This is a genomic window from Achromobacter sp. (assembly GCF_057314935.1).
Map to the genome: position 1 here is coordinate 86917 of NZ_DBHKZA010000012.1, position 11728 is coordinate 98644.

Sequence of the window (11728 nt, forward strand, 5' to 3'; positions counted from 1 at the left end):
GCGCAGGCCGAGCGTGTGGCGGCTTGAGGTCGCCGCGCGTGCCGCTTCCCGAGTTCCGCCCGATGCGTTAAGCCCGATGCGTTCAGCCTGATGAGTTCCGCCCGATGAGATCCGCCCGATGAGATCCGCCCGATGAGCAGCGCCTACCCCCCCTCGCCCCCCATCCGTCCCGAAGTCGAGTACGACCTGCCGCCCTTGCCGGCACAGGCGGCGGAAACGCCGCTGCCGTGGCACGAACGGCTTTGGCAGCACGCCAGCCTGCGCAAGCTGGTGATCCTGGCGCTGCTGGCCGCGGTGTGGGAGTTGGCGGCACGCTACACCGACAACGACTTGTTGCTGCCGGGCGCGTGGCAGACGGCGCAGGCCTTTGTGCAGGGCATCGCCAATGGCGAACTGCCGGCACGTGCCGGACAGTCGCTGCGCGTGCTGGTGCAGGGGTATCTGGCCGGCGTCGCGCTGGCGTTCGTGCTGACCACGCTGGCGGTATCCACGCGCTTCGGCCGCGATCTGCTGTCCACGCTGACCGCCATGTTCAACCCGTTGCCGGCGATCGCCCTGTTGCCGCTGGCCTTGTTGTGGTTCGGGTTGGGCGAAGGCAGCCTGGTGTTCGTCTTGATCCATTCCGTGCTGTGGGCGCTGGCGCTGAACATGTACGCGGGCTTTCTGGGCGTGTCGGAAACCCTGCGCATGGCGGGCCGCAACTATGGGCTGACGGGCTTGCGGTATGTGCTGCAGATCCTGGTGCCGGCCGCGCTGCCGGCCATTCTGGCGGGTTTGAAGATCGGGTGGGCGTTCGCGTGGCGCACCTTGATTGCTGCGGAACTGGTGTTCGGGGCCTCCAGCGGCAAGGGCGGACTGGGTTGGTACATCTTCCAGAACCGCAACGAGTTATACACAGACCGCGTGTTCGCGGGATTGGCTGCGGTGGTCATCATTGGCCTGCTTGTGGAAAACCTGGGATTCGACAATCTGGAGCGTTTGACGGTGCGGCGCTGGGGGATGCAGCGCTGAGGTGATGGGTTGCGCGCGGGCAGCGTTTGCCCGCAAGCGGCCGCCCAGCGCGCGCAACCCGTCACCGGAACCGCACAAAAAAAAGCGGCCCCAAAAAGGGGCCGCTTTTCTTTCTGTCCAGCGACCAGACGCTTAGATCTTCAGTCCCAGCGCCTTTGCCACGCCGGCGGCATAGGCCGGGTCGGCCTTCCTGAAGTGTTCCAGCTGGCGGCGCTGGATTTCTTCCGGCACGCCCGCCATGTGGCGGCCGATGTTGCCGAACAGCAGTTCCTGCTGGGCCGGCGTCATCAGGCGGAACAAGGCGCCCGGTTGCGAGTAGTAGTCGTCGTCCTCGCGGTGGTTCCAGCGCGCGGCGGCCTGGCCGTCCAGCGCCAGCGGCGGTTCGCCGGCGGACGGGGTTTCCTTCCATTCGCCCGCGCTATTGGGCTCGTAATTCAGCGTGCCGCCGGCGTTGCCGTCCACGCGGCCGGCGCCGTCGCGGTGGTAACTGTGGACCGGGCAGCGCGCGGCGTTCACCGGGATCTGGTGATGATTGATGCCCAGGCGGTAGCGGTGCGTGTCGCCGTAGGAGAACAGGCGTCCTTGCAGCATCTTGTCCGGCGAGAAATCGATGCCGGGGACGATGTTGGCCGGCGTGAAGGCGGCTTGCTCGACTTCCGCGAAATAGTTCTCGGGGTTCTTGTTCAGTTCCAGCACGCCCACGTCGATCAGCGGGTAGTCGCCATGCGGCCAGACCTTGGTCAGGTCGAACGGGTTGATGTGATAGGTCGCGGCTTCGGCCTCGGGCATGATCTGCACCTTCAGCGACCACTTCGGGAAGTTGCCCTGCGCGATGTTGTTGAACAAGTCGCGCTGCGAGCTTTCGCGGTCGTGGGCGACCACTTGCGCCGCTTCCTCGTCGGTCAGACAGGCAATGCCTTGCTGCGACTTGAAGTGGAACTTCACGTAGAAGCGTTCGTTGTTGCTGTTGACGAAGCTGAAGGTGTGCGAGCCGAACCCATGCTGCTGGCGCAGGTTCGCGGGGATGCCGCGATCGCTCATCAGCGTCGTCACCTGATGCAGCGATTCGGGGCTGAGCGACCAGAAGTCCCAGGCGGCGGTGGCGCTGCGCAGGTTGGTCTTGGGGTCGCGCTTCTGGGTATGGATGAAGTCCGGGAACTTCAGCGGATCGCGGATGAAGAAGACGGGGGTGTTGTTGCCTACCAGGTCCCAGTTGCCTTCGTCGGTGTAGAACTTGATGGCAAAGCCGCGCACGTCGCGTTCGGCGTCGGCCGCCCCGCGCTCGCCCGCAACCGTGGAAAAGCGCAAGAACAGCGGGGTTTGCTTGCCGACCTGCGAGAAGATGTTGGCGCGCGTGTAGCGCGTGATGTCATGCGTGACCGTGAACGTGCCGTAGGCGCCCGAGCCTTTGGCGTGGACGACGCGTTCCGGGATGCGTTCGCGGTCGAAGTGGGCAAGCTTTTCAATCAGCCAGAAGTCCTGCAACAGCGCGGGACCGCGGGGGCCGGCGGTCAGCGTGTTGTTGTTGTCCGCCACCGGCGCGCCTGCGGCGGTGGTCAGATGCTTCTTGTCGGTCATGGCACACTCCCTACGTGATTCTGGAATGCGCGTGCCCGGGTAGGCGCGCGCCGTGTCGTGCATACCCCCGCGCGTCGCCGCCTGGGGAATATGTCCGACACATCATAGGGGTCAAGGTTGCACTTGTGAAGTTGATTGGTGTTCTAAATTCAATAGTATTTATCTATTGTCAATGGCCCCATGCGGCCGCATGGATGCGTCGTGCGCCGGCGCTGCGGACGTAAAAAAACCGGCCCCTGAGGGCCGGTTCTTCATGCTGCAAGGTCAGGCTCAGCGGTTTGCCAAGGCTTCCGTCTTGCGCTGCATGGCGCGGGTGATGGACCACTGTTGCGCGATCGACAAGGTGTTGTTGACGCACCAGTACAGCACCAGGCCGGCCGGGAAGAAGAACATCATCCCGCCGAACACCAGCGGCATGATCATCATGACCTTGGCCTGGATGGGGTCCGGAGGCGTCGGGTTCAGTTTGATCTGCAGGAACATGGTGGCCATCATGATGGCGGGCAGAATGAAGAACGGGTCGCGGATCGACAGGTCATGCACCCACAGGATCCACGGCGCGCCGCGCATTTCCACGCTGGCCAGCAGCACCCAGTACAGCGAGATGAACACCGGGATCTGCACCACCATCGGCAAGCAGCCGCCCAGCGGGTTGATCTTCTCGGTGCGGTACATCTCCATCATGGCGGCGTTGAGCTTCTGCTTGTCGTCGCCGTACTTTTCCTTCAGTGCTTGCAGACGCGGAGCCACTTGCTTCATGCGGGCCATCGAGCGGTAGCTCGCGGCGGCCAGCGGGTAGAAGATGGCCTTGATCAGCACGGTCAGCGCCACGATGGTCCAGCCCCAGTTGCCCAGGAGCGAATGCAGCCAGGTCATCAGCGTGAACAGCGGCTTGGCGATGATGGTCAGCCAGCCATAGTCCACCACCAGTTCCAGGCCGGGGGCGAGCGCCGCCATGGCCTTCTGGTCTTGCGGGCCGACCCACAGGTGCGAATCGACGCGCGACGCGGCGCCGGGGGCTATTTCGCCGACGGCTTCGATGCTGCGGGCGGCGTACAGGTTCTTCTGCACTTCCAGCAGTTCGTTCGTGCGCGGCTTGCCTTGCGGCGGCACCCAGGCGGTGGCGAAGTAATGCTGCACCACGGCGATCCAGCCGTTGTCCGCCTGCTTGATGTAGTTGGCTTTCTTCTTCTCGATGTCGCTGAACGTGCTCTTTTGGAACTTGTCCTGCTCGGAGTAGACGGCGAAGCCGGTGAACGTGTGATAGAAGCTGGACGTGTCGGCCGGGTCGTTGCCATCGCGCTCAAGCTGCAGGTACAGCGCGGGCGTCACGGGGGCGGAACCGACGTTGGTCAGGTCGTGGCGTACGTCGATGTCGTAGCGGCCCTTGTGCAGGGTGAACGACTTGGTGACCTTCACGCCACCCGATTCGCCTTCGAACGAGACGACCAGGTTGTCGCCGGTCAGCTGGCGTTCCGACGTCACCAGGCGGAAAGGCGTCTGGTGCGTGGGGAAGCTCTGGCCGTTGGGCGCGCCGACCACGCCGGACTGCACGACGTAGTTCAGGCCGGCCGAGCGGTCCAGCAGCACCGTGGGCTTGTCCGCCTGGCCGGTGGCCGGGTACTTCAGCAGTTCGGCGCGCACCAGTTGGGCGCCCATCGTGTCGAACGTCAGGCGCAGCACGTCGGTGGTGATGACGACTTCTTCCGAGCGCGCGGCAGCGGGCGTGGCGGCGCCAGGGACCGCCGACGGCGCGGTGGCCGCGGTTGCGGGCGCGCTGGGCACCGAAGGCGTGGCGTTATTGGCGCCGGCCTGCGGATCAGCTGTGCTGGCCGCGGGCGTGGGGCCCCCGAACAGCGACGGCTTGCCGTTATGGATTTGCCAGTTGTTCCAAAGGAGCAACAGCGAAAAGGAAAAAATCATCCAGAGGACGGTACGTCGGATATCCATGGTGCCTACTGAAGTGAATACGGGCCAGCAAAGCCCGCCAGTTTAGCGTCAATCGTGCTCGGTGCGGTGGCTGTGGGAGCAGCACGGGGTGCCTTTGGTTCCCGGGGCCGGTGGAACCGGATCCCAGCCGCCGGGCGACCACGGATGGCATCGGCCAATGCGCCGGACGCCCAGCCAGAAGCCGCGCCAGGCGCCGTGGCGTTCGATTGCTTCAATCGCGTACGCCGAGCAAGTCGGGGTGAAGCGGCACTGCCTGCCTATCCAGGGACTCAGGAAGAACCTGTAGAACCGGATGGGGGCGATGAGCAGTGCTTTGAAAATCATCGCGCGATCCGCTCAAAGTGAGCGTCCACTTCGGCTCTAGCCAAGCGTTTAAGCGAGGTGAGCGTGGTGGGAGGGACCTTGCTATGCAGGCGCACGACGTAATCCTTGGCGGGCAGCGCCATGCGCCGGTGGCGGAACGCTTCGCGGATGACCCGCTTGATGGCGTTGCGCGTACTGGCGTGGGCGGCGAACCGCTTGGCAATGATGAGCCCCAAGCGCGCACAGGCATCCTGACCGGGAGGCAGATCATTGGGAGCTGAAGTCACAATGAATAACGCCCCTCGGGCAAGACGCCGGCCTTTCAGGGCAGCGGCGAACTCGGAGGGGCGATGCAGCCGCGCCTCCGGGGGAAGCGTGGAGCGCGGCATGGACTGCGGGTCAGGCGTTTGCGCGGAACCGGAACGAGATTGCGAGAGGTCTTGCAATATGGCCGGTCCGTGCAAATAGTCAGGTTTCCGGAAAAACCGGAAATCCCGGACTTAGACGGCCAGACGCTTGCGGCCCTTGGCGCGACGGGCGCTCAGGATGGCGCGGCCAGCGCGGGTTTTCATGCGCACGCGAAAGCCATGGGTGCGCTTGCGGCGGGTAACGGAAGGTTGGTAGGTACGTTTCATGGACGATCCACAAAAAGAACAAAAGTCAGAAGGGACCTGCCCGGAGGGTTCCAGGTCGCGCATTCAGAAGCGGGTATCCAGTGAGCATTTTTGCAACAGGTGCAAAAACAACTCGTAGACGGGGCTCTGGACTGGAAATTTCTTCCCAGGCGACCTATTCAGCAAAGCTAAAAACCGGACAGTGCGGAAAGCGCCCCGACCTATGAAAGGAGGGTACTTGCCACAACTCCGGCTAAGCTCTCTGTGAAACCTTCTGACAGACAGAATTCGGAAAAGCCCACCATTTCAGCAAGTTTTCCCTGTCTTGTCAAACAGTTAAGCCTGGGCAGTGTAGACGCTTATGTCCTACCCTGTGGATAACCCCTGCCCAGGCAAGGTAGAATCGAGGTTTGAATAAGAGCGACATGAAAGAATTCTGGCAGACCTGCGTCAGTCGTCTTGAGCAGGAACTCCCCCCCCAACAAATCAGCGCGTGGATACGACCGCTGGTCCCGCTTGCGTACGACGAAACGCAGGCGGTGCTGCGCGTTGCCGCGCCCAACCGCTTCAAGCTGGATTGGGTGCGCAAGAATTTTTCCCACCAGATTGAAGCGTTGGCCGCGGAGTGGTTCAAGCGACCAGTACAGGTGCTGTTCGAGTTGCCTTCTCATGGAGCCGCCCCGCGCATTCCGGTCGCGCCCGTGCGTGCCCAGCAACCCGAGCCCTCGCACCTGTCCGCTGCACAACCCTCAGGCGGCGCGCCGCCCATGCAGGCCCCGGCGGCAGCCGCCCCACCCCAGCCGGCCACGACGGTCGCGGCGCAGGCGGTGAACGCGGATGCCGCCAACATCGTGTACGAGCGTTCGCGCCTGAATACCGATCTCACGTTCGAGAACTTCGTGACGGGTAAGGCCAACCAGCTGGCGCGCGCCGCCGCGCTGCAGGTGGCCGAAAACCCCGGTACCTCGTACAACCCGCTGTTCCTGTATGGCGGCGTGGGCCTGGGCAAGACCCACCTGATCCACGCCATCGGCAACGCCATGGTCGCGGCAGGCACCGGGGTGCGCGTGCGCTATGTGCATGCCGACCAATACGTGTCAGACGTGGTGAAGGCGTACCAGCGCAAGGCGTTCGACGACTTCAAGCGCTACTACCATTCGCTGGATCTGCTGCTGATCGACGATATCCAGTTCTTCTCGGGCAAGAACCGCACGCAGGAAGAGTTCTTCTACGCGTTCGAGGCGATGGTGGCCCAGCGCAAGCAGATCATCATCACCAGCGATACGTATCCGAAGGAACTGTCGGGCATCGACAGCCGCCTGATCTCGCGCTTTGACTCCGGCCTGACGGTGGCGATCGAGCCGCCGGAGCTGGAGATGCGCGTGGCGATCCTGTTGCGCAAGGCGGAATCCGAAGGCGTGCCCATGCCCGAGGAAGTGGCCTTCTTCATCGCCAAGCATCTGCGCAGCAACGTGCGCGAACTGGAAGGCGCGCTGCGCAAGGTCCTGGCCTACGCCCGCTTCCACGGCCGCGACGTGTTGACGGTGGATGTTTGCAAGGAAGCCCTGAAGGACTTGCTGTCCGTGTCCAACGGCCAGATCACGGTGGAAAACATCCAGAAGACGGTTGCGGATTTCTACAAGATCAAGGTCGCCGACATGTACTCGAAACGCCGGCCCGCCAATATCGCGTTGCCGCGCCAGGTCGCGATGTACCTGGCCAAGGAGCTGACCCAGAAAAGCCTGCCGGAAATCGGCGATCTGTTCGGTGGCCGTGATCACACCACCGTCCTGCACGCCGTCCGCAAAATTTCCGACGCCCGCGCAAAGCAAGCGGAGCTCAACCATACCCTGCACGTGTTGGAACAAACTCTAAAAGGATGAACATGCAACTCGTACAAACCACACGCGATGCATTGCTGAAACCGCTGTCGACCGTGGCGGGCATCGTCGAAAGACGCCATACCCTGCCCATCCTGGCGAACATCCTGATGCGCAAGGAAGGCAACAAGGTTGCCTTCATTGCGACCGACCTCGAAGTACAGATCACCACGCACGCCGACTTCGGCGTGGGCCAGGACAACGAGTCCACCACGGTCGCGGCGCGCAAGCTGCTGGACATCCTGAAGGCGTTGCCCGACACCGGCGACGTGCGCCTGGCCCTGGCCAGCAACAAGCTGTCCGTGCAGTCGGCCAAGAGCCGCTTCGCGTTGCAGACGCTGGCCGCCAGCGAGTTCCCCACGGTCGCTCAGCCCGAGCAGTGGGACGTCTCGCTCACCATGCCGCAACGCACGCTGCGCCACCTGTTCAACATGGTGCACTTCGCCATGGCGCAACAGGACATCCGTTATTACCTGAACGGCATGCTGCTGGTGTTTGAACCGGGTCGTGTGCGCGCCGTCGCCACCGATGGCCACCGCCTGGCGCATTGCTCGACCGAAGCCGACGGCATCGCCGAACGCCACGAAGTGATCGTGCCGCGCAAGACCGTGCTGGAAATGCAGCGCCTGCTGGAAGACTCCGACGAGGTGGTCTCCATCGATGTGGCGCCCGGCCAGATCCGTTTCCGCTTCGGCGACGTGGAGCTGGTGTCCAAGCTGGTCGAAGGCAAGTTCCCCGATTTCACGCGTGTGATTCCCACGAACTACACGCGCCATTTCATGGTGGGCCGCGAAGCGCTCCAGGGCAGCCTGCAGCGCGCCGCCATCCTGACCACCGACAAGTTCAAGGGCGTGCGCCTGCAACTGGCGCAGAACCAGATGAAGATCTCGTCCTCCAACGCCGAGCAGGAAGAGGCGCAGGAAGAAATCGACATCGATTACGGCCATGAAGCCCTGGACGTGGGCTTCAACGTGGGCTACCTGCTCGACGTGCTGGCCAACGTGAAGGTCGACAACATCCAGTGGTCGGTCATGCCCGACGCGAACGCGTCGGCGCTCATCACCTTGCCCGAAGACGACCAGTTCAAGTACGTCGTCATGCCCATGCGGATCTGATCCGCGCCCCATTTGTGGGTTTGTGCCGCTTGCGGGCCTAGGCCTGCGGGCGGTCCGGCCGCCAGGCCGTTCTTTAAAGCGTTATCGAACCAGACATGTCAGATCAGCAGAACACCACTCCCGAGAACAGCGGCTACGGCGCTGACTCGATCAAGATGCTCAAGGGGCTGGAGGCCGTGCGCAAGCGCCCCGGCATGTACATCGGCGACACGTCCGACGGCACCGGCTTGCACCACATGGTGTTCGAAGTCGTGGATAACGCCATCGACGAAGCCCTGGCCGGCCATTGCGACGACATCGTCGTCACGATCCACACCGACAATTCCATCTCGGTCACCGACAACGGCCGCGGCATCCCGACCGATATCCACAAGGAAGACGAATTCCACCGCAGCGCGGCGGAAATCGTCATGACGGAGCTGCACGCCGGCGGCAAGTTCGACCAGAACTCGTACAAGGTGTCCGGCGGCCTGCACGGCGTGGGCGTGTCTTGCGTGAACGCGCTGTCTGAATGGCTGCGCCTGACGATCCGCCGCAACGGCCAGGTCCACCAGATGGAATTCCGCCAAGGCGCGCGTGTTGCGCCCCTGGCGGTGACGGGCACGACGGACATGCGCGGCACGGAAGTGCGCTTCCTGGCCGACCCCGTCATCTTCAACAACATCGAATACCACTACGAGATCCTCTCCAAGCGCTTGCGCGAGCTCTCGTTCCTGAACAACGGCGTGAAGATCCGCCTGGTCGACCAGCGCCAGGGCAAGGAAGAGAACTTCGCGTTCTCGGGCGGCGTGAAGGGCTTCGTCGAATACATCAACCGCACCAAGACCGTGCTGCACCCGAACGTGTTCTCGGTCACCACCGAGTCCGCCGCCGGCGGCGTCTCGGTGGGCGTCGAAGTGGCGATGCAGTGGAACGACAGCTACAGCGAAAGCGTGCTGTGCTTCACCAACAACATCCCGCAGCGCGACGGCGGTTCGCACTTGACCGGCCTGCGCGCGGCCATGACCCGCATCCTGAACAAGTACATCGCCGACAACGAACTGGCCAAGAAGGCCAAGGTCGAGACGTCCGGCGACGACATGCGCGAAGGCCTGGCCTGCGTGCTGTCGGTGAAGGTGCCCGAGCCCAAGTTCAGCAGCCAGACCAAGGACAAGCTGGTCTCCAGCGAAGTGCGTCCGGCCGTTGAAGAAGCCGTGGCGCGCACGCTGGAAACCTGGCTGCTCGAGAACCCGAACGACGCCAAGGCGCTGTGCAACAAGATCGTCGAAGCCGCCCGCGCCCGCGAAGCCGCGCGCAAGGCCCGCGAGATGACGCGCCGCAAGAGCGTGCTGGAAGGCGCAGGCCTGCCCGGCAAGCTGGCTGACTGCCAGGAAAAGGATCCGGCGCTGTGCGAGCTGTACATCGTCGAGGGCGACTCCGCAGGCGGCTCGGCCAAGCAAGGCCGCGACCGCAAGTTCCAGGCCATCCTGCCGCTGCGCGGCAAGGTGCTGAACGTGGAGAAGGCGCGCTTTGACCGCCTGATCGCCAGCGAACAGATCGCCACCCTGATCACGGCGCTGGGCACCAGCATCGGCCCCGATTTCAACGTGGACAAGCTGCGCTACCACCGCCTGATCATCATGACTGACGCGGACGTGGACGGCGCGCACATCCGCACGTTGCTGCTGACGCTGCTGTACCGCCAGATGCCCGAGCTGGTGCAGCGCGGCTACGTGTATATCGCGCAGCCGCCGCTGTACAAGGTGAAGGTCGGCCGCGAAGAACGCTATCTGAAGGACGACCAGGAAGAAGCGCAGTTCATGCTGCAACTGGCGCTGAAGGATGCCGAGATCATTTCGGGCGGCAACATCATCCGTGGCGAAGAGCTCACCGACCTGGCCAGCCAGTATGTGGCGGCCGACGGCGTCATCGCACGCCTGTCGAAGGTGTTCGACGTGGGCGCGCTGTCGGCCATGGCTGAAGGCGTCGAGATCAACCTGGAAACGGCCGAGTCCACCGCCGATTCCGCCAAGCGTCTGGCCGACGCCATGCGCGACCCGGTCAGCGGCAACGGCGTGGACGTGGTGGCGCAGTTTGACGAAGCCACCGAACGCCACCGCCTGTCGGTGCAGCGCATGCACCACGGCAACGTGCGCGTCAGCATCATCGACGCCGACTTCGTCAATGGTTCGGACTACGCCATCCTGTCCAAGGCCGCCAAGAGCTTCCTGGGCAAGGTCGGTTCGCGGTCGCTGGCCGCCCGCGGCGAAGGCGACAAGCGCAAGGAACAGACCGTGTCCGACTTCCGCGAAGCCATGCAGTGGCTGCGCAGCGAAGCCGATCGCAGCATCTCGAAGCAGCGCTACAAGGGTCTGGGTGAAATGAACCCGGAACAGTTGTGGGAAACCACGATGGACCCGAAGGTGCGCCGCCTGTTGCGCGTGCAGATCGAAGACGCCATCGCGGCGGACGAGGTCTTCACGACGCTGATGGGCGACGACGTGGAACCGCGCCGCGCATTCATCGAAAGGAACGCGCTGTCGGCGGGCAACATCGACGCTTGATCGCGGCCGCTGTGTCGTAGCGAAGGCCAGCCTTGACGGGCTGGCCTTTGTTTTATCTGTTTCAAGGATGAGCGGTCAGGCCGCCTGTCCGCACACCTGCTTGATCGTCTGCCTTAACCAGCGGTGCGCCGGATCGCTGTCCAGCCGCGGGGGCCAGGCCTGCATCACCCTGACCGGCGTCGTCGGTAGCGGCACGGGAAATGCGCGCAACGTCAGGCCCAGCCGTTCAATCCCCGGCATCAGGTGCTGCGGCATGGACGGCAGGATCAGGTCGGAGTCGGCCAGGGCGAAGATGGCGGCGTGGAAGGTGGGGGTGATGAGCGCGACGCGCCGGGCCAGGCCCAGGTCGGCCAGCGCCAGGTCGATGGGCCCTTGTGCCCGGCCGCGGCGCGACACGCTGATGTGGTCGTAGGCCGTCAGGCGCTGCGGGGTGATGGCGCCTTTGAAGATGGCGTGCTCGGCGCGCGCCAGGCCGCAGAACGACGTGGTGAAGAGCGTCTGCACCTTGATGTCCGCGCCGAACTTCTGGGACGAACCAATGTAGAGGTCGGCGTCGCCGCTCAACGCGTCGCTGTCGTCCTCGCCTTCGGAAAGAAAGCGCAGCACGCTGTGGGGGGCATAGCGGCGCAGGTGCTCGCGCAGGCGGCCGCCGAAGGCGCCCACGAACACGTCATTGGCGCGCAGCGTGAAGACGCGCGTCAACGTGCCCAGGTCGACGTCCTGGCTGAAGGCAG

Annotated in this window: 10 protein-coding genes; 4 read left to right on the plus strand and 6 right to left on the minus strand. The window is 63.9% G+C overall.

The genetic code is table 11. The features are described from left to right. Positions 1–132: 132 nt before the first annotated feature. Positions 133–1011 carry an ABC transporter permease gene (locus ACO6D5_RS06705; protein ID WP_485824954.1) on the plus strand — a complete coding sequence of 293 codons (879 nt, stop codon included), beginning with the start codon at positions 133–135 and terminating at the stop codon, positions 1009–1011. A gap of 132 nt (positions 1012–1143) precedes the next feature. Here ACO6D5_RS06705 and ACO6D5_RS06710 read toward each other — a convergent pair whose 3' ends face one another. The 5 genes from ACO6D5_RS06710 to rpmH form a co-directional block, all read right to left on the minus strand. Continuing rightward, positions 1144–2589 (minus strand): catalase, encoded by a 1446-nt coding sequence (locus tag ACO6D5_RS06710; RefSeq protein ID WP_315529044.1) that lies wholly within the window; start codon positions 2587–2589, stop codon positions 1144–1146. A 270-nt stretch (positions 2590–2859) separates the two neighbouring features. Then, entirely contained in the window at positions 2860–4539 is a 1680-nt protein-coding gene (gene yidC / locus ACO6D5_RS06715) for a membrane protein insertase YidC (RefSeq protein WP_485824955.1), read from the minus strand. Between the two features lie 48 nt (positions 4540–4587). Further along, on the minus strand, positions 4588–4860 hold the full coding sequence (gene yidD, locus ACO6D5_RS06720; protein ID WP_081534447.1) for a membrane protein insertion efficiency factor YidD: 273 nt from the start codon (positions 4858–4860) through the stop codon (positions 4588–4590). Continuing rightward, on the minus strand, positions 4860–5231 hold the full coding sequence (locus ACO6D5_RS06725) for a ribonuclease P protein component (RefSeq protein WP_485824956.1): 372 nt from the start codon (positions 5229–5231) through the stop codon (positions 4860–4862). Before ACO6D5_RS06725 ends, yidD begins: the two co-directional genes overlap by 1 nt. A gap of 111 nt (positions 5232–5342) precedes the next feature. Continuing rightward, positions 5343–5477, minus strand: coding sequence for a 50S ribosomal protein L34 (gene rpmH / locus ACO6D5_RS06730; RefSeq protein WP_006228069.1), 135 nt, complete (start codon positions 5475–5477; stop codon positions 5343–5345). Between the two features lie 404 nt (positions 5478–5881). Between rpmH and dnaA the strand changes: the two genes are divergently transcribed. The 3 genes from dnaA to gyrB all read left to right on the plus strand — a co-directional run bounded on the left by dnaA (position 5882) and on the right by gyrB (position 10994). Then, on the plus strand, positions 5882–7339 hold the full coding sequence (gene dnaA, locus ACO6D5_RS06735) for a chromosomal replication initiator protein DnaA (RefSeq protein ID WP_485824957.1): 1458 nt from the start codon (positions 5882–5884) through the stop codon (positions 7337–7339). A gap of 2 nt (positions 7340–7341) precedes the next feature. Next, positions 7342–8451 (plus strand): DNA polymerase III subunit beta, encoded by a 1110-nt coding sequence (gene dnaN, locus ACO6D5_RS06740; RefSeq protein ID WP_006227714.1) that lies wholly within the window; start codon positions 7342–7344, stop codon positions 8449–8451. Between the two features lie 95 nt (positions 8452–8546). Continuing rightward, positions 8547–10994, plus strand: a complete 2448-nt coding sequence (gene gyrB / locus ACO6D5_RS06745; RefSeq protein WP_315529054.1) for a DNA topoisomerase (ATP-hydrolyzing) subunit B — start codon at positions 8547–8549, stop codon at positions 10992–10994. 75 nt (positions 10995–11069) lie between these two features. Here gyrB and ACO6D5_RS06750 read toward each other — a convergent pair. Then, positions 11070–11728: LysR substrate-binding domain-containing protein (locus ACO6D5_RS06750; protein WP_485824958.1), on the minus strand; the 659-nt coding region annotated here is incomplete at its 5' end.

What these genes read in the sequence shown, in the direction of transcription:
- dnaA (WP_485824957.1), top strand. Translation starts at nt 5,882, where the DNA reads ATGAAAGAATTCTGGCAGACCTGCGTCAGTCGTCTTGAGCAGGAACTC.
- dnaN (WP_006227714.1), top strand. Translation starts at nt 7,342, where the DNA reads ATGCAACTCGTACAAACCACACGCGATGCATTGCTGAAACCGCTGTCG.
- gyrB (WP_315529054.1), top strand. Translation starts at nt 8,547, where the DNA reads ATGTCAGATCAGCAGAACACCACTCCCGAGAACAGCGGCTACGGCGCT.
- rpmH (WP_006228069.1), bottom strand. Translation starts at nt 5,477, where the DNA reads ATGAAACGTACCTACCAACCTTCCGTTACCCGCCGCAAGCGCACCCAT.
- ACO6D5_RS06710 (WP_315529044.1), bottom strand. Translation starts at nt 2,589, where the DNA reads ATGACCGACAAGAAGCATCTGACCACCGCCGCAGGCGCGCCGGTGGCG.
- ACO6D5_RS06725 (WP_485824956.1), bottom strand. Translation starts at nt 5,231, where the DNA reads ATGCCGCGCTCCACGCTTCCCCCGGAGGCGCGGCTGCATCGCCCCTCC.
- ACO6D5_RS06705 (WP_485824954.1), top strand. Translation starts at nt 133, where the DNA reads ATGAGCAGCGCCTACCCCCCCTCGCCCCCCATCCGTCCCGAAGTCGAG.
- yidC (WP_485824955.1), bottom strand. Translation starts at nt 4,539, where the DNA reads ATGGATATCCGACGTACCGTCCTCTGGATGATTTTTTCCTTTTCGCTG.